The sequence below is a fragment of the Candidatus Clostridium eludens genome (genome assembly GCF_045310515.1).
GTDB lineage: Bacteria > Bacillota > Clostridia > Clostridiales > Clostridiaceae > Clostridium_B > Clostridium_B eludens.
This window is the reverse complement of the sequence record NZ_JBJHZX010000047.1, coordinates 1-17,395: the sequence shown is the minus strand read 5'-3', so window position 1 is coordinate 17,395 and position 17,395 is coordinate 1. Positions and strand designations below refer to the sequence as shown.

The following is a 17,395-nucleotide window of genomic DNA, read 5'->3' as shown; positions in this document are numbered from 1 at the left end:
ATATATAACTAAACTAATCCTATTTTTATTTGTTTCTCATTGTATGATTAAATATCACCTCTATGCTAGATATCGATACTTTCTTTTATCCTTATATAGTTATATTCATTTAGCCAAATTACCCCAACTCTGTTAACTTAACAAATCTGCCATAATCATTCAATCTTTCCTTTAATGTACTTGATAACTTATTATATTGTTCTTTAGGCATAAGTATATGCAATTGTTCTTCATAAAACTCATTAGAAATAACATTAGCATAAACTTGTTCTGCCATGCAGTGATTTACATTTTTCCAATTATCAATATACTCAGGACCCGACCAGAACCTATCCCAAAACTGTAATTCATCACATAAAATTGCTAGGTACAATAAAGGCTCTTTATTGTAATCACATTGCAGTTTTACTATATTATGATATATGACAGCCCTACAAGCAGGAATTACATGATTTATAAAAACTTCCTTAGGGTATCTATAGTTACTATTTAGCTCCTCATGTAAATCTGGGTATTCTTCTTTTGCTTTTTTATATAGCCAATACCATACAGATGTATATTTCAAAAGCATTAATCCACTGGCAATCGCATGGTCTATTTGTGGATTATCCCCTTTCCCATCATAGCCTTTAATAGCAATATCTTCGGCAAAATTTATTAACTCTTTATTTATATCAAAATGTGCCAATAAAACCTGTAATCCTGACAATTTCTCTCCTATTATATCTTCAATCCAAGGAATACTATTTAGTTGGTCCAATAGGGCCTTCGTACTTAATTTATCTGAATGTACAAGTTTTGGGTTGTATTTTTCAACAAATTCTTTACAAAGCATTTGAAAAGTATCCTTATTTTTCTCAATTCGCTTAGATAAATAGTCTGGAATATATTTAGCCTTGAACATATCATCAAATTTACCCCATGAATCTTTGTTATCTGTATTTTTATAATCAAAGAATAAATACCCTACATCATGCAATAATGAAGCAAAAATCCATTGAAATATAAACATTTTAGCAGTTTTGTTGCTCTTAATGGAATCGTCAACCATTTTTCTTAATTGATGGTTATTATCATAAACCCAAATACCAAGTAGAAATAAATAAACCGTATGTGCTGTGTGGTCAGTTTGTTTTCTATAATTAATAAGTCGTTTAATTTCTAATGTCGCAACCTCATCTCTTAGTGGTATTAAATCGGAAAAATCTGTTAAAGATAAAATTTTTTCCGATAATAGCTCAGCCACTTTAATCCTATTAATATCAGAACGAGTAGAAAATAATTTTTCAACATCCTCAGTCAAGCTTGGTATTACCCCCCTTAAATAAGCTGCAGCACCACCTCCGTTACTAAAATGATTTAATAATACTTTATTTATATTTTGTCTCATAAATATCCCTCTTTCTTAGAATGTCACCAATTTGTACCTTTTAACAATAAGAATACACTTAACAAGTTAGCAAATCTTATATATATCCAGTTATATTTTTAAATTACTTATACTTTGCAGATACCTTTATTTATTCCATCCTATCACCCTTTATAATTTAATTGATTTCCACTTGTAAACACAGTTTGTCCAATTTTATGAATAATGGGAAACTTATTTTTCTATTATATTTTGAATTTCACTCCACAAACTTCCATTCCTTTTTTTGTTAACTATTTCCGCAGAAAAAAATGGAGGTGTTGGTTTAAATGTTTTATCCAATTTCTGAAGTGAATACTCCTTAATTTGAAAATCACGTAATGCTTTTATATTAATTTCATCAATTAATGCTGTACTATTTATTCCTCCTTTTATTCTTAGTATATCTTTGTTCTCTGTTTTAGAAGGTTTTATAAGTCTGCTATCACCATAATTAGATGTATTAACTTGTATACAATAACAATGCAAGTCTCTATTTAATGATTCAATTATATTGCTATAGTAATTAACATCATGATTCCATTCAATTGTTACTACCATATCGGCAATTGATTGAAACATAGCTCTTGCTCTTATATCAGCGAACTCAAAGCAACAATATACTGGAAACCATAAATTATTCCAAACAAATAATTCATGATTTTTCCCTTCAACACACTTATACCTATAACCTTCAATTGTAAATTTTTCTTCTGGTGAATAAACCACTTTATTATGCATATTTAAATAAGCATATTTACAATTTTCATATGTAAAAGGCAAAATAGTAGCTGTAAAATTATAAACTGACTTACCACTTACAACATGCTCAATTCCTGTAATAATAGCCATCTGTGTCCTTGCACTAATAGACATTACAATAGAAAGCCATTCAATCGGTAGGTATGACTCTGGCAATACTAACATATCTACCTTATTTTTTATGGCTTCTTTAACCACCTCAGCAAGATTTTTATAACGTTCATAACTACGACAAGGGACACTTCTTATCAAAACATTAATAAAATTCATTTCGCTCAATTTTACATTTCCCAATGCAACTTTTATCTTTTCTTTATTCAACTTATTGCCAACTCTAATAGCAAATATATTATAATTATCTATTTCTATAAGTTTTTGAACATTAATTTCTTTTATATTATTTCTATCATCATCATTGTTAATATTAAAGTTTAGTTTATTATAGTTATAATTGATAACTTTGAAAAGTTCTTCAGGATTCTTCAATTTATTTTCATTTTTTAATTCACCTACATTTTTTATATAATAAAGAACATTGATTAACTGTAATTCTTGGGGAGAAATCATATAAGGATAGTAATAATAATTAATATTGTTATATTCAAATTCGGTTACATATTTCATAAAGTCTTGAAATACTGTAAGATTTACTTTAATCTCATCCGTAAACATTTCAAAGTTATTACTTTCAATAATAATATCAATTAATGCTGGCATTGCGTTCTTATCTACCATACGTGTCATACAATAATCTTGACGTAGGTTTATAATTTTGTTATAAGTAAATTTTCTTGAAATATAATATGTACCTTCTATTTTATTCTGTTTAACTAAATTACAAATACTATCTATACATTGCTTAACCTCATTACCCCAATTTAATGAAAACCCTCTACATATTGCAGCATGCAAAACTTTCATCAAACTTGACTGCATTTTGGAAATTTATGTTAAAGGCTTACATTTCAAATTTGATATACTTTTCAATATTATTACTACAAAATCAATAATAATCTCAAATTTATCGTTAATAACTAGTATTTCTATGACCTTTTCCCATAAAATATAATTTTCAATTACTGCCCTTTCATCAAATATCTTGAGAATATCTTCAATAAGCATTGATTCCCGCCTATCATTAATCAATCCTCCGATTCGTAGATACTTACCTAAAAATTTCGATAACCTGTATTTATCAATCGTAATTTCCTTTACACCAGATAATTTATTTATTGAATCTGAATATTGCAGTTCAAATATTTCACTATAATCACCCGATTCCAGGATATTATCATCTTCAGGCATATAACGAAATTCACTCTTATTCAACGCAATCACTTTTTTAAATTTTGTTATCAACGCATCTGAGTGATTGCATCTAAAATAAAACACCTTTACCTTATCATTGTTTACTTCTATATTCCCCTTATAATGTCCTAAAAAAGTGTTATTAACATAATATTTATTATTCTTTTTGTGTAACAAATGAGCATTCCTAGGACACTTATTGACTTTATCTGCATTACAATTACATAAGAAATATTCTATTATTTCTGTTGTTTCTAAATCTTTTTCATTTACTAAATTAAATATGTCACTATTTTTTTCAACTTTATCTACTACAATAATATCATCCACATATCTTCCGTAATACAATGGATTCCATCTATTTATAATAGCTGAATCAAAATTTTTTAAGTAATCATTCGACAATATATTTGATGGTAAAAATCCTATTGGCAAAAATACACGTTGTGCATATTTCATCTTAAACAAAGAACTATATTTAACTAATACTTTATACACAAATTTATTTAATCTTTTAATAATATTACTTTGTTCAGATTCTTCAGACTCACCAGATCTTTCACAATATAATTTAAAATATTCTTCAAAATTTTTTTCTTGAAAATGCACAGAATAAAAAAATTTTTTAAAGTCCATAGTTAATATAACTACATCCTTTGAGTTTTTCAAATGTTCCTGTGCCTTCTCAAGTCCATAATCCCTCCAACTTTCATATTGCGTAAAATATGGTTTGAATAAATTATTTGTAAATTTTATCATTTGAGTTTCTTCAGACATTAACTTTTTATTTAATCTGTTTCCATATGAATACTCATATATATCTTCATCTATATACTTTCCAATATACAGTATCCATAAAACTCCTAACAAGTGTCCTTCTATATCCATAGTAATAAAATACTGATTATCTTTAATTCTAATATCAGTATTTGAATCATTAATAATAATTGAAGTACTTTTTCCTTCAAGTTTTTTAGGTAAAGTTAGTGTATTTATTGAAGACAATAATTTTTGTTCATATTCATTCCAAACATCGCTATCACTATGAAGCATTTTTGACAACTCACTAAAATCCGACTCTATTTTTTTTATCCCGCTAGATTCATATGTAACAATATCATTTCTCAATACGGCTTGTGTTTTATCATAGTAAACACTTGCTTTCAATTTTTTATATGCTCTTTTTATTTCTTCCACAAACTCCATTAGTTTTACCTCGCTAGTCAATTATCTTTTATATGTTTGTTTAACACAAAATTACTTAATACCCATTATATGACTTGCATTACACCTATCCATTTATATAGAACTTAAAACTCTTGTCCAACTCTCAATTTTCTTCTCAAATAGTATACTTATTGTAATATTCTACAAAATTATAAATATACCTTCCCAATTCCACAAATATTCCAACATGTTTTTCATTTTTTCAGAAATATACTAATAGCTGATTTATATACGGTAAATGTGTTTTTTCTACACTTTTACTATTACTTTACCTCTTTTTTCTATCAATAATTATAGGTTCATTTCCTATAGTTCTTTACTTAATTGAAGAACTTCAGTCCATTTCTTATACTATTTTTGTTCATACTAAGGCCTAGATTGTTTGAAACTTTCTTTGTGATATTTTTGTCCTGAAAGATCTCTGCATATTTAAGAATTTGAAACATGTTTTCTTTATTTACATTTCCTATCTTTTTAACTATGTCATTTTTATCTACTATATATTTCATATTCATTTTAATAATTGAATCTTCATTTAGATTATTACTATTATCTTTTTCCAACTTTACACTTGCTACATTAACCTCATCTCCACTTTTTATTTTAAAGGCTTCATAATGCTCACCTTCATTTCCTGTCAGTAATAGCGTCTCAGGCTTCTTATTATCATTAGCGCCTAAATTAGCATAAACTATGTCACCTATTTCAAAACAATTTGCCATTTCTAAGGCCAATGCATTCTCTAATACATCATTTATACTTTTAGCAGCAGTATTTATATTTTCATAGGAATTATACAGCTCTTCTTCTGTTCTTGCTGTACCATACATATTTATATATTTAAATGAATAGTCAGAAGTATCTATATCAAAATTTCTACATACTAAATAGGCAACACTTTCAGCCTCAATCTCCTTTTGATATTTTTGTAATTGTATTTTAGTACTTATGTGCAGTTTATAATGTGCATATTCATGTATTAGTGTTTTTAAGCTTTGTAAATTACTATTATGTTGATTTAAAACAATCTCGTTTGGATTTACATAACCTTTTAAACCTTCATCTAATTCTTTTTCAATAACATTAATTTTTTCATTTTCTATGATATACTGCCTCAAATTAAAAAGAAGGAAGTCAATTTTTTTATCTTGGCTTCCTTCTAAACTTTTAGGTATTAATTTTTCTCTTATTTTATTTTCATATTCTTCTTTAGGGCAGTTTGTTTGGCTTATATCAAATATTACATTTTTAAAATAGAAACTTGCTATTACTTTCTTTACTGCAAGTTCATTGTTTTTCACTTTATTTTGCTGCTGTTTAGTTGCTTTCTTTAATGGAACCCACTTTTCATTTTCATCCTTAAAATACTTATAAAAACTTGGCATTAATATTTTCATAGCTTTTTCACCTTTATTAACACTATATCCAAGATCCTTCCAGCCTTTAAAAGTATTTAAATATTTACCTTCAATACCTCTAATACAACACTGCATCCAAAGATTGATTATGTTATTTGCCGAATATCTTTTCCAATTTGAAGTCCTTTGTAAAAAGCTTAAATATTCTTCACTATCTTTAAAGGTATCTTTTAATCCTTTTTTTAATTCTTGAAAGAAAGTTTCAAAGTTATTTTTAGAGTTTCTATTATCCATTTTTGTTATCCTCCCATACATAAAATTATATTAAAACTTATCCATTTTGTTATAATCTAAGTTCTGTAAATCCACTTCTATAAGTGCTCCTACTTCAATATCCTCATCCAATTCAAAATTATTGATTTTAATATATGCTCCGTCTAAAGTTTTACCTACAAAATAATTTTCTGTTTTTCCTACCAATCCTAATAACATATTTAATCCTCCAATCTCTATTCTAAATTCTTATCTACCAAGCAAAGCTAACGGACACCTTTTCCACAAGTGGAATCCTTTCCGTTAACTTTGCTTGGTGTTATTTATTTTTTATGAAACTTTCTATTTCTTGATGTTCCTTTAGGCTTAGTACTTTCTATATACTCTATTGATGTCTTTCCATTTTGTAGTGCCATATCAAGTATTGATTTTTTCAAATTTTCTATAGAAACATATTCAGGTTTTACAATTATATTATTACTTGAAGTACAGTCATCTTCAAAAGTTATTCTCCATTCCTTATATAGTGGAATATTAGCTTTTATAGGGTACACACCTGTTTTAAGTATGATAAAAGTACCTTTTTTCTCTTTATTTCATCTGCTGTCATTAAAGCCCTACCGGTCATTTGTATACTTAAGTTCTTCTTTTCCCTTTTGTTATTGCTGCTTACACTTGCAACTTGCGTTGTATAAGTACCCATAGCTTTACTTAATTCCTCTGCTGTTTTGCTTGTAGGTGAAAAACCTGAAAATATTGTATTCTGACAGTTATCAAGAATTATCTCTGCCCCTTCTGCTCCATATTTTTGTTTTAGTTGTCCAAAACTTTGAATTATAGGTAAGCTTAGTATATTCCTAGACCTTGATGCTGAAAACACCATTTCCACATCTGGTATTTGAGGCAGTGTACCAAATTCATCTTCGAAAAATACAACCCTGTTATCAAGCATACCTCCTTTCTCATCTGCAATATTTAAAAGCTCCCTATACAGCTGCATTAAAAACAATGAGAATAGAAAATACTTGGTTTTATCCTCTTCTGGAAGTACAACAAATACAGCTGTCTTTTCATTTGCAAACTTTTCTGCTGTAAAATCCCCATCAAAACATAATATCTGCTCTAGCTCACTATCAATAAACTGCGTAAGTTTTGGCAAAGCTGTACCAAATACATTTAAGGCTGTTTTTATGTCAGTTTCAACGGCACTTCCAGCAAACCATTTGGCCTTATGATTTTCAGGAAGTAACGCTAAAAGTTTTGCATATTCTGTCTGTAAATCTTCATTCTCTCCATCACTAATATTCCTTGAAAGCTCCTGTATAAGCTTGAACACACTTATTATGTGCCTTTCTCCTTTTTGTCCAAATTCTGAAATTACAAGTATTGCCGAGGTTATCAAACCTTCTGCACTATCATAGAAATAGCTGTTATCTCCACCACCTTTGAATCCAGCACTTTCTATTATTGACTTTGAAATAATCTTTGCATATTTTTGAGCCTTGGCTTCATAAGTTAATCCTAAATGTGATTCCCTACTCTGCTTTGTTAAGTCCATATAATTATTAACTAGCTGCATTAAGTTATAATGCTCACTTCTTGTAGGATTTCTAAAGTCTATAAGCACCACATTATAACCATAATATTTCTTTAAAATATTACCCATAGTTTTATATACATAACCCTTTGTATCTGTAACAAGAAAACTCATACCACTTGCCCCTGCATACTCAATTTGAGGCAAAAGAAAAAAATTAGTCTTTCCAATACCACTTGGTCCGACTAATATACTATTACTATCAGATGTATCTAATAACGCTATTCTTTTTCTTTTAAACTTAAATGGAATTATCTTATCTTTAATGCTCCTTTTATTCTTAAAACCTTTTTCAAGGCCAAATAGAATTCCCTGCTTTAATCCTTCCCTTTTTCCTTTTCTCCAGCTTTCAGGATCATAAACCACTTTTTCAAATAGTTTCTTTTTCTCTTTTTTATTAATCCATCTGGCTGAGCCATATTGGCTGTCACCGACTTTCCTATTTTTTACACTGTCTAAATCCTTCTGCCCAAACTCAAAGTACATAAATAATGCTGCTAAGGGTATGAGAAGAAGGAGTAAATAATATTGGTACTGCAAATGTAATAAATGCATCATTTATTATCCCTCCTTGAAATATCTAGTGTATATACCTATACACCTACTTATTGTTCTTATGCTCAACATACTCCACTATAGTTCCATCCAAGTGCTGTACAGTCATATTTCTTCCCGTTGGAACTCCCTTCAAATCTCTTATAATTTCAGCTCCATTTTTCAATAAGAAATCTCTAAACTCAGTAATAGAATCCACTAAAAATGTTGCTTTAGTATCTCTAAATGGTTTTAATGCTTTATCAGAGCCACAAATAATTAAAATATTACCTACTTGTGCTAATTCTAAATTCATTTCATCATACTTAAATTTCAAAGTACACTTTTCATTTAGTATAGATTCATAGAACTTTACCGCTTTCTCTAAATCATGCACATAAAAACGATTTAAAACTTGTTTTACTTTCATATTATTTTTCTCCCTCCACTCCTATTTCATCTAATTTAAAGCCAATCAATATCTTCTATGATTTATCATGACTATAGAGAAATAAAGTATTGGCATAAAAATCAGTGTAAAAATGCCAAACTTATAAAAAGAAATATTTATTATATTACTTAAAATTACTGAAATAAACATATACCAGTATACAGCCCAAAATGCAAAATGCCCTGATTTTGCGTTAATAAAAATATTTCTTTCTTCATTTTCTAGTTGTATATTTTTTATCATTTTAGGATTTTTTCTTGAATTTCTATATATTAAAAGCATACCAATTCCGGTTGGTGTAAACCCAAATGCCAAAGCACTTCCCACTCCCAATAAAGACTTTATTTCAAAATTGAAAGTAGCGTCAATTAGTAAAATAGCTATTCCCATAATTCCTATGGCAATAAATATTTTTGCATATAAAACCTCTTTCTTAATATATTTATCTATATCCATAATAAATCTCCCCTTTAAATTTCATAACATCTTTATTGAGAACATAATGTTGTATTTGAATTCTTCATTCCTCATCAAATATAAAGACTTGCTCAATTATTACTCCAAAAAATTTAGCAATCTTATACGCAAGTAATATTGATGGATTATATTTTCCTGTCTCCAATGAATTTATGGTTTGCCTTGATACCAGCATTGCATCTGCTAATTCCTTTTGTGTCAATCCTCTTTTTTCTCTTAATTCCTTAATTAGATTTTTCAACTTTCTACTCCTTTATTTGTCAAGCCAGCTTTACATGTATTATATACTACTAACATCTTGTTGTCAAGCTAGCTTGACAACAAGATTATAATCCTCAATATTTTATTTCATAGAAAAATCCATTCCATTATTAAACTTGCTTTTTAAGCTCATATCTGAATTAGGTTTAAATTCTTTTGTCATCCCTTTCTGTTCAAATAACTTTTTATACTGCTGTACTTCTTTAAGTTTACTTTCTTTAAGCTCTCCAACAAAATTTTTTATATCCTCTTTTGCTAAGGTGTACTTTGTTCCTAAATCTACTACTTCATTACTCATTCCAGTAATTAATTTTATACTGTTTTCTTTATCAAGAATTAAATCACCTTCCTTTAATCCTCTTACCTCTTCTCTTAGATATTCATTTAAAGTTGCTATAGGAAATCTCTTACTGCAAAAATCTATTAGATTTTCTGCATAACTATCTCCTATATCATATCTAAATCCGAATATCTCTCCCTCTGGAGTTTCTATTAACGCCCTTACCTTGTCATATCCATACTCCACTTCTTCCTAATTTCTTTTTCTGCCTTTTCAAATACTTCATTAGCCTCCTTAAAACTCAGCTCTTCTCCTTTGAATAATCATAATAATTTAATTACTCCAATACACACATTAAAATGTTATTTTGATATGCAACTAAACCAATTCAATTCTAAAATTATATATTTTTCAATTCATAAAATAGTAATTTACAATAATCTTAAGCCATTTGGAGGTGATTAAATGGCAAATAAAACAAACTATCAAAAAAGTGGTAATAAATATTATAGAACCTCTCTTGTTATTGGTTACGATTCAATGGGAAAAAGAATAAAAAAAGAATTTTATGGTAGAAACAAAAGCGAAGCTGAACTCAAAAAAGCAGCATATAAACAGGATCTTAAAAATGGAATTAACAAAAGTGCTGAAAACCAAACTTTAAATAATGCTTTTAGAGAATGGCTAATTAATGTAATAATGCCTAGTGGAATAAAAACAAGTACTTATGAAACATATGAATCTATTTATAGACTCTATTTAAAAGATTCTGAGCTTGGAATTAGAAAAATTAAAGATATAAAATCAATTATGATACAATCATTTCTAAATGAGCTCTTTAATAAAGGTAAACACTATCCTCTTTTAGTTAAAACATATAAACTCATTAAAAGATTTTTCAATTATGAAATTGAAAATGATGCAATAATTAAAAATCCATGTCTAGGTGTAAAAATTCCTGGACAAATAGCTTATCTAAAAGAAAAAAATTCTGATGAAATTAAAGTATTTACTCCAAATGAAAGAAACAACATACTTAACTATTTATATAAAATTAATAGCAGAATAGCTGGCATAGCTTATTTAGGATTTTCTCTCGGTATGCGTGAAGGGGAAATATTAGCCTTGAGCTGGCATGACGTTGATACTAAAAATAGAATTTTACATATTAAGAAGTCTATAAGATATACAAAAGATTTTAATTCTAATGGTGATGTCATTGGCAGTAGTATAAAGATAACTATTCCAAAAACATTAACTTCAGTTAGGGATATAGAATATCCCGATACTTTTGATGAGGTATGGAAACGAGCAAAATTACAAAATTCTATAGATAAATTAAAATTAGGTACAAGCTTTAACAACAAATACAATCTTGTATTTACTACAACTACAGGCAATGCTCTTGACAAGAGGTATGTAATTAGGCATTGGGGAAATGTCCTTAATAAGCTAAAAATAGAGTATAGAGCCTTTCATGCTACTAGACATACTTTATAACTCAAATGGCTATTAGAGGCATTCCTGAGGTTATTACGCAGGCTATTGTAGGCCATAAAAAAGGGTCTGAGATTACACATAAAATTTATACACATATTAATAAAGAAAACACTAAAGAAGTACTAGAAAATTGTAAAATTACTATTCCAAAAATATAGTTATTTTTTCTTATTTTTATATTGATTACCCATACAACTTGCATATTCACTGCCTTGTTATTAATATATAAAATTCTACTATAAACAACTATAGAAGTCATGATAACTATATCTATGAAACTTTATATTTAAATTAATCATTGTAATAAATTGTACAATAAAACATGTGATTTCTAGTGAGTGGTTCAGCAAATTTCACCTCCACCACTAAAACCACAATTATAATTGTACTAAAGAAATTTCAGTAGGTTTTTACTTTGTTGTGGTAAGGATATAGTTACCAAGAGGATCAATATATGTACCTAAAAAAGGCATAATTGCCTTTTTAGATTACCTCATAAGATATAAAAGATACGACAACTAAAGCTAAAATTAGGTTACCTAAACTCTACAAATTGGAATTTGTTCTTACTCTATATTAAATTACATATTCGCATTATAATCACACTTTTGACATTGAGCAAGTGTATTTTCGTTGTCCTCAATATGATAAACGCCAGACCATCCACAAATACTTTGCAAAATTGGAACTACAGACTGACCTTTTGAGGTCAGTGAATACTCAACCCTCGGAGGTATTTCATCATAAGACTGTCTTTTTATAATTTCATCTGTAATCAATTCTTTTAATGTTGCAAGCCAGTACAGCATCTGTTATATTTGTCATTTCCTTTCGAATTGAACTATATCTCAAGGTCTTCTTTTCAGCTAAAACGCAGATTATTCTTGACTTCCACTTGCCACCAAAAACGGTTAATCCATACTCCAACGGACAACGAATATCTTTTTCTAATTTAGGTTTATACATTGACTTTACTCCTTAATTTTTTAATCATAGTATATGACAATTCTTTATAGAATAAAAGTTACTATGAAATTTATTAGTGACTCATAAATTTGCTAATATATTTTGTTTTCCAAGTTAGCTTGTTATAATTCATACAAGCTCATCAGTAAGAGCTACTAAAAATTATTCAGGAGGTATTATCATGAAAGTAAATGCTTATTTGGAAATCACAATGAAAATCGACAACAACAATCGTCAAGCTGCTGCAAAGGTCTACACAGACTACAGGAGACCTTTCCTTGAAACAATCGAAGGTGCATTAACAAAAAACCTTTTGATTAGTAATGAAGATGTTCAAGTTCTTCATGGTTTTGACAGCGTTGAACATGCAAATGATTACTTATCAAGTGAAATGTTCAAAAACGATGTATTTGTAGGATTGCAACCTCTGTGGAATGCAGACCCAGAAGTAAAAATTTATAGTGTAGCTTAATAATTAAAAGTCATTCTATCATTGATAGTGTGGCTTTCTTGTTAATCTTTGCTACAAAGTACTATTTATATTACCATTTATACTACTCAGCATTAAATTGGGATTTATTTAATATATCTCTACAGTGGGTAGTTACTCTGCAAGGATTTTCAGTAGCTCCTCCACATCTGCCTCATTCGTCGCCCAACTCGTAGCAAAACGCACAACGGTGTGGGTATCATCATACTTTTCCCAGAAGCTGAACTCCACTTTTTCCGCCAACTCTGTCATTCGAGTATTTTCCAGAACAACGAACACCTGATTTGTCGGAGACTCAAAATAGGGTTGATAGCCATGGCCCATCAGGGCACATCGAATTTGCTCTGCGGTGACAATCGCGGGCTTGCCGATATGCAGATAGAGATCGTTGGTAAACAATGTATCAAACTGGATGCCAAGTAGCCGCCCTTTGGCCAGAAGTGCTCCATGCTGCTTCATAATCGTGAAGAAATGAGGAATGAAATTCTTTCTTGGAATCACAACTGCTTCGCCGAACAGCGCACCGCATTTTGTCCCGCCGATATAGAACACGTCGCACAGCTCAGCGAGGTCTTGAAGTGTGATGTCGTTTTCTGGGCAAGCCAGTGCATAAGCCAACCGTGCTCCATCCAGATAAAGTGGAATACCGTTTTTGCGGCAGACTTTGCTGATCAATCGTAACTCCTCGCGGGTGTAAAGTGTTCCGTACTCTGTCGGATGAGAAAGATAGACCATGCCTGGCATGACCGTATGGTCATGATTTGCATCATTACGATAATCTGAAAGAAGAGTCTGAATATCAGTTGCTGTAATTTTCCCCAGCTTTTGTGGCAGTGTCAGCACTTTATGCCCACCGAATTCAATGGCTCCTGCCTCGTGAACACTGATATGGCCGCTGTTTGCCGCAATCACACCTTGATATGATTTCAACACTGCATCAATCACCGTCGCATTAGTTTGAGTACCACCCACCAGAAAATGCACTTCAGCGCTCGGGCAACCACAGGCCTCTCTTATTTTATTTCGAGCAGATTGCGAAAACAAGTCTGTTCCATATCCTTGGGCCTTCAGTAAGTTTGTATCTGTTAAACGTATCATAATTGAAGGATGTGCCCCCTCCATGTAATCGCATGCAAAAGATAGTTTGTTGTCTGTATAAGTATCCATAGTTTTTTTCCTTTCATATTGTATTTGATATGTCATTAATATAAGTGTACAATTATTTTACACATGACACAAACTGCAAATCAATATATATATCATGACGTATCATCATATATAAAAGGAGGAAACTGATATGGATAGCACCAAATGCGAGGCATTTCTTGCTGCAATCGACAACGGAAGCCTGACAGCTGCCGGGAGAGTTTTAGGTTACACACAGTCTGGTATCACAAGAATGATCAATTCACTGGAAGATGAGATGGAATTCTTATTATTTGTCCGTACCAAAAAAGGTGTATCACCGACGGCTAATGGTGAAGCTATGATTCCTGCCTTCCGAGAGATTGTGCGTGCTCACAGATACGCAAGTGAGATCAGTGCTGACATTCGCGGAATTTTAAGGGGAACACTGACCATCGGCAGTTATTATAGTGTCTCTGCACTTTGGTTACCATCGATTCTCAAAAGGTTTCAGCAAATGTATCCCAATGTCCGAATCAACATGAAGGAGGGTGGTAACCGAGAGATGACTCAATGGCTGAATGAGAAGTCTGTAGATTGTTGCTTTTCTGCTGAACCTTCAAAGGATACAGTATGCGACTGGATACCGATCCGACAGGATGAGCTATTGGCATGGATACCTAAAACCCATCCTAAAGCGAAGATGAAGGCATTTCCCATCCGTGATCTTGAGAATGAACCTTTCATCATTACAATGCCGAACCAAGACACTGACATCGACAGACTGATCAAGGACGAGCAACTGTCACTAAATATCCGATTTTCCACAGCGGATGCCTACACGACTTATTGCATGGTGGAGACGGGACTTGGTATAAGCCTTAACAACCGTCTCATCATACAGAAATGGAGTGGTAATGTCGCCACGTTGCCGTTTGATCCACCGCATTTCATCTCCTTAGGTATCGGTGTACCCTCACTTAAGGAAGCTTCTCCAGCAACTGAAAAATTCATTGATTGCGTAAAAGATACTTTGAAAGAGTTGCCTTAAAGCATATAGTTCTTTGAAGAGTGGAGCAGAACGGTTTTTATTTTGAAAACTATTCTGCTCTATAAATTACTATTTATAATACTAAATCTTAAATTTAGAATTTGTTTTAATATTCTTTTATAATATTGGTACGCAAATTTCACAATAATGCTTATTTATCATCTTCATTGCATAGCGTTCAAGAATAGGTCTTCTATCATCAAATTCATAATTTCTTTTTGATAACTCCGAAAATATCTCCATCCATGCTTTTTGCATAGCATCTATCGTATGACTTATTTTAAATACGCAATATTTTCCACCGATAGTTTTTCCAAAATTAATATACTTGTTATCAACCTTAAATTCATCCGAAACAACTAAACATGTATCATAACAACAATCTTTAGGTTCTGTGAACTGAGGGTTATCTTGGGCTATTCCTAATATAATTGAACTTTCATTAAATAAGTTTTTTTCTCTAGCCCAACTTTTTAATTGTTCCATTATTTGTACATTCTCTGAACCGTAAGGACCTGTTTTTCGTATATAAGCAATTTTATATGATGATATCATTTCAATATTAATATCCATAACTTACCTTCTTTTTTAATAGAGTACATCGATGCCTGAATTCATCATATAATGCTTTAAAATGTATTTCAACTTATTTTTTAAAATTGTCAAATTACTATTTATTGAGTTGTTTAATATTTTGCATGTGACGCAAGTGTAAGAAGAGACTACGAAATTACCTTAATTTAAAATTTAGGAAATTTTTAATCTAATGTTCCAATAACATTATTTAATTTCAATAAAGCATCTGGATCAACTTTTAAAGTAGTATTTTCTTCACCTAATCCACAATATACAAAATCGCTTATAACCTTTTTAATTGGAATTTTATTGGAAATTTTATAAATTCCTATACATTAAAAAAATATATTATAAACTTGTTATCTGAACTGTTATAGCAATCACTTTCAGAGGCTTATCTGCTTCATTCCATATAGATTGAATTGATGAACTAAGTACTATTATTGAACCCTGATTACTAACATTTCGTTTCCACCTTTCACAAATTCATAATTTACTTTTACTGTTTTAATTTCATATTTAGAAAAGCATCCATCCTCTATTAATTTGTCAACAAACAGAGATTTTTCACATTTTAAATTGACTATTGGAAATACTCTTATTTCCTTCGATGTTATCCTTACTAATTCTTTAATAACCTTTTTATGGAATTTGTAACTTAAATGCTCATCATACATAAATAAAAAGTGTGATACAAGAGCTATATTAAACTGTTTATCTTTAAAATAGCTTTTAGGGTACTCAGTAGTAACATATTCCGCCCTTGAATTTTGTTTAAAATCCCTAATAAATGCTTCATATGCTTTTTTACGGTGTTCTTTTAAATGTTTAATGTCTTTAAAATACTTCCACTTATACAAATCTTTAATCTCTTCCATTTTTGTCATTGTTATCTCTAAATCTTTTGTGCACTTTTCTTCTATATCCTTAGCCGAAAAAGAATAAATTCTATCAGAAGCAGTAACATCATATCCTAAAGTTCTAGCTTCTGTACAAAAAGAACTGACGCCTGAAGCTACATCCAATATTCTCTCACTTTTACTTATATTATGAATATCAAACATCCTATAATATTCATTAAAAATTCTGCCTATTAGAACGATATTCTTCAAATCCAATTTTTTCTCCATATCATCCACTCCAAAACTATATTTTGATATTGTAATCTAAACTTAATTCATCTCCTGGTAATCCTCTTATTCCCCAATTATAGCTAGGAGTTTCAAAAATTGTTATTTCAATATCATTAGGCATAATATTTAGTTCTTCTTGGATTCTTTGAAATAAAAGCCTTATTAATTTTTTCTTTGCTTCAGTAGTTCTTCCCTCAAATATACTAATTTCAATTATTATATATTTTTCTGTTCTGTTGCTTTGAAAGTAAAAATTCTCTCTATCTAGAGGAAAAAATCTATGGAATCTCTTATCTTCAGGCATCTGAAAAGCATCTACTACACAAGAATGAATAACCTCTGATAATTTTTCCTTAATATTATTTAAATTATCCTTTAGACCATATACTTTAATTTGGCTCATTTCTTAACCTCCTAAGTTTGTTTACTTTAAATAACAATAATTATTTTCAAACCATAAGTTTAACATAAATATCATCCTTTCCATCAAGTGATTCTTAGGTTCAGATGGAGTTTGCTTATAAGGATGACTCTCTCCAGATGAACCTTATTAACAGTATTCTTAGTGTCTTTAGCACTTAGAATACGTTATCCTTTAGGGGAAGAACTTATCCAGGC

18 protein-coding genes and 1 pseudogene are annotated in these 17,395 nt (G+C 30.1%); 3 read left to right on the top strand and 16 right to left on the bottom strand.

Translation table 11 applies throughout. The features are described from left to right. Nucleotides 1–118: 118 nt before the first annotated feature. The 11 genes from ACJDU8_RS21465 to ACJDU8_RS21415 all read right to left on the bottom strand — a co-directional run bounded on the left by ACJDU8_RS21465 (nucleotide 119) and on the right by ACJDU8_RS21415 (nucleotide 10,182). Nucleotides 119–1,390 (bottom strand): hypothetical protein, encoded by a 1,272-nt coding sequence (locus ACJDU8_RS21465; protein WP_406794222.1) that lies wholly within the window; start codon nucleotides 1,388–1,390, stop codon nucleotides 119–121. A 213-nt stretch (nucleotides 1,391–1,603) separates the two neighbouring features. Next, a complete protein-coding gene (locus tag ACJDU8_RS21460; RefSeq protein ID WP_406794221.1) occupies nucleotides 1,604–3,091 on the bottom strand; it encodes a hypothetical protein in 1,488 nt (495 codons plus the stop codon). 24 nt (nucleotides 3,092–3,115) lie between these two features. Beyond that, nucleotides 3,116–4,684, bottom strand: a complete 1,569-nt coding sequence (locus ACJDU8_RS21455; RefSeq protein ID WP_406794220.1) for a reverse transcriptase domain-containing protein — start codon at nucleotides 4,682–4,684, stop codon at nucleotides 3,116–3,118. Nucleotides 4,685–5,025: 341 nt separating this feature from the next. Next, nucleotides 5,026–6,357: an ArdC-like ssDNA-binding domain-containing protein gene (locus ACJDU8_RS21450; protein ID WP_406794219.1), complete on the bottom strand. Its 1,332-nt coding sequence runs from the start codon at nucleotides 6,355–6,357 to the stop codon at nucleotides 5,026–5,028. A gap of 30 nt (nucleotides 6,358–6,387) precedes the next feature. Further along, nucleotides 6,388–6,555 carry a hypothetical protein gene (locus tag ACJDU8_RS21445; protein ID WP_406794218.1) on the bottom strand — a complete coding sequence of 56 codons (168 nt, stop codon included), beginning with the start codon at nucleotides 6,553–6,555 and terminating at the stop codon, nucleotides 6,388–6,390. A gap of 104 nt (nucleotides 6,556–6,659) precedes the next feature. Then, on the bottom strand, nucleotides 6,660–6,890 hold the full coding sequence (locus ACJDU8_RS21440) for a hypothetical protein (protein WP_406794217.1): 231 nt from the start codon (nucleotides 6,888–6,890) through the stop codon (nucleotides 6,660–6,662). Further along, nucleotides 6,878–8,491: a VirD4-like conjugal transfer protein, CD1115 family gene (locus ACJDU8_RS21435; RefSeq protein ID WP_406794216.1), complete on the bottom strand. Its 1,614-nt coding sequence runs from the start codon at nucleotides 8,489–8,491 to the stop codon at nucleotides 6,878–6,880. Before ACJDU8_RS21435 ends, ACJDU8_RS21440 begins: the two co-directional genes overlap by 13 nt. Nucleotides 8,492–8,534: 43 nt before the next feature. Then, nucleotides 8,535–8,897: a VOC family protein gene (locus tag ACJDU8_RS21430; RefSeq protein WP_406794215.1), complete on the bottom strand. Its 363-nt coding sequence runs from the start codon at nucleotides 8,895–8,897 to the stop codon at nucleotides 8,535–8,537. 45 nt (nucleotides 8,898–8,942) lie between these two features. After that, nucleotides 8,943–9,374 carry a hypothetical protein gene (locus ACJDU8_RS21425; protein WP_406794214.1) on the bottom strand — a complete coding sequence of 144 codons (432 nt, stop codon included), beginning with the start codon at nucleotides 9,372–9,374 and terminating at the stop codon, nucleotides 8,943–8,945. 64 nt (nucleotides 9,375–9,438) lie between these two features. Beyond that, nucleotides 9,439–9,636 carry a helix-turn-helix transcriptional regulator gene (locus tag ACJDU8_RS21420; RefSeq protein WP_406794213.1) on the bottom strand — a complete coding sequence of 66 codons (198 nt, stop codon included), beginning with the start codon at nucleotides 9,634–9,636 and terminating at the stop codon, nucleotides 9,439–9,441. 102 nt (nucleotides 9,637–9,738) lie between these two features. After that, nucleotides 9,739–10,182, bottom strand: coding sequence for a hypothetical protein (locus tag ACJDU8_RS21415; protein ID WP_406794212.1), 444 nt, complete (start codon nucleotides 10,180–10,182; stop codon nucleotides 9,739–9,741). A gap of 219 nt (nucleotides 10,183–10,401) precedes the next feature. On the opposite strand from ACJDU8_RS21415, the gene ACJDU8_RS21410 reads away from it, so the two are divergent. Then, nucleotides 10,402–11,436 (top strand): tyrosine-type recombinase/integrase, encoded by a 1,035-nt coding sequence (locus tag ACJDU8_RS21410; RefSeq protein ID WP_406794211.1) that lies wholly within the window; start codon nucleotides 10,402–10,404, stop codon nucleotides 11,434–11,436. Nucleotides 11,437–12,017: 581 nt separating this feature from the next. Here ACJDU8_RS21410 and ACJDU8_RS21405 read toward each other — a convergent pair. After that, nucleotides 12,018–12,402: pseudogene (locus ACJDU8_RS21405) on the bottom strand (winged helix-turn-helix transcriptional regulator). Nucleotides 12,403–12,583: 181 nt separating this feature from the next. Between ACJDU8_RS21405 and ACJDU8_RS21400 the strand changes: the two are divergent. Beyond that, nucleotides 12,584–12,874, top strand: coding sequence for a hypothetical protein (locus tag ACJDU8_RS21400; protein WP_406794210.1), 291 nt, complete (start codon nucleotides 12,584–12,586; stop codon nucleotides 12,872–12,874). 132 nt (nucleotides 12,875–13,006) lie between these two features. On the opposite strand, the gene ACJDU8_RS21395 is transcribed toward ACJDU8_RS21400, so the two are convergent. Then, nucleotides 13,007–13,990, bottom strand: a complete 984-nt coding sequence (locus ACJDU8_RS21395) for a threonine aldolase family protein (protein WP_406794209.1) — start codon at nucleotides 13,988–13,990, stop codon at nucleotides 13,007–13,009. A gap of 199 nt (nucleotides 13,991–14,189) precedes the next feature. Here ACJDU8_RS21395 and ACJDU8_RS21390 point away from each other — a divergent pair, with 199 nt between their 5' ends. After that, nucleotides 14,190–15,068 (top strand): LysR family transcriptional regulator, encoded by an 879-nt coding sequence (locus ACJDU8_RS21390; protein WP_406794208.1) that lies wholly within the window; start codon nucleotides 14,190–14,192, stop codon nucleotides 15,066–15,068. A gap of 117 nt (nucleotides 15,069–15,185) precedes the next feature. Here ACJDU8_RS21390 and ACJDU8_RS21385 read toward each other — a convergent pair whose 3' ends face one another. From ACJDU8_RS21385 to ACJDU8_RS21375, 3 genes are all read right to left on the bottom strand, one after another. Next, on the bottom strand, nucleotides 15,186–15,641 hold the full coding sequence (locus ACJDU8_RS21385; RefSeq protein ID WP_406794207.1) for an AraC family transcriptional regulator: 456 nt from the start codon (nucleotides 15,639–15,641) through the stop codon (nucleotides 15,186–15,188). A gap of 443 nt (nucleotides 15,642–16,084) precedes the next feature. Next, complete coding sequence (locus ACJDU8_RS21380) at nucleotides 16,085–16,774, bottom strand: hypothetical protein (RefSeq protein WP_406794206.1); 690 nt, start codon at nucleotides 16,772–16,774, stop codon at nucleotides 16,085–16,087. A 16-nt stretch (nucleotides 16,775–16,790) separates the two neighbouring features. Continuing rightward, on the bottom strand, nucleotides 16,791–17,180 hold the full coding sequence (locus tag ACJDU8_RS21375; RefSeq protein ID WP_406794205.1) for a tautomerase family protein: 390 nt from the start codon (nucleotides 17,178–17,180) through the stop codon (nucleotides 16,791–16,793). Nucleotides 17,181–17,395 lie beyond the last annotated feature (215 nt).

Coding starts and splice junctions, on each gene's coding strand:
- ACJDU8_RS21445 (WP_406794218.1), bottom strand. CDS start 6,555: ATGTTATTAGGATTGGTAGGAAAAACAGAAAATTATTTTGTAGGTAAA.
- ACJDU8_RS21390 (WP_406794208.1), top strand. CDS start 14,190: ATGGATAGCACCAAATGCGAGGCATTTCTTGCTGCAATCGACAACGGA.
- ACJDU8_RS21450 (WP_406794219.1), bottom strand. CDS start 6,357: ATGGATAATAGAAACTCTAAAAATAACTTTGAAACTTTCTTTCAAGAA.
- ACJDU8_RS21425 (WP_406794214.1), bottom strand. CDS start 9,374: ATGGATATAGATAAATATATTAAGAAAGAGGTTTTATATGCAAAAATA.
- ACJDU8_RS21455 (WP_406794220.1), bottom strand. CDS start 4,684: ATGGAGTTTGTGGAAGAAATAAAAAGAGCATATAAAAAATTGAAAGCA.
- ACJDU8_RS21435 (WP_406794216.1), bottom strand. CDS start 8,491: ATGATGCATTTATTACATTTGCAGTACCAATATTATTTACTCCTTCTT.
- ACJDU8_RS21410 (WP_406794211.1), top strand. CDS start 10,402: ATGGCAAATAAAACAAACTATCAAAAAAGTGGTAATAAATATTATAGA.
- ACJDU8_RS21380 (WP_406794206.1), bottom strand. CDS start 16,774: ATGGAGAAAAAATTGGATTTGAAGAATATCGTTCTAATAGGCAGAATT.
- ACJDU8_RS21465 (WP_406794222.1), bottom strand. CDS start 1,390: ATGAGACAAAATATAAATAAAGTATTATTAAATCATTTTAGTAACGGA.
- ACJDU8_RS21395 (WP_406794209.1), bottom strand. CDS start 13,990: ATGATACGTTTAACAGATACAAACTTACTGAAGGCCCAAGGATATGGA.
- ACJDU8_RS21385 (WP_406794207.1), bottom strand. CDS start 15,641: ATGGATATTAATATTGAAATGATATCATCATATAAAATTGCTTATATA.
- ACJDU8_RS21460 (WP_406794221.1), bottom strand. CDS start 3,091: ATGAAAGTTTTGCATGCTGCAATATGTAGAGGGTTTTCATTAAATTGG.
- ACJDU8_RS21375 (WP_406794205.1), bottom strand. CDS start 17,180: ATGAGCCAAATTAAAGTATATGGTCTAAAGGATAATTTAAATAATATT.
- ACJDU8_RS21430 (WP_406794215.1), bottom strand. CDS start 8,897: ATGAAAGTAAAACAAGTTTTAAATCGTTTTTATGTGCATGATTTAGAG.
- ACJDU8_RS21400 (WP_406794210.1), top strand. CDS start 12,584: ATGAAAGTAAATGCTTATTTGGAAATCACAATGAAAATCGACAACAAC.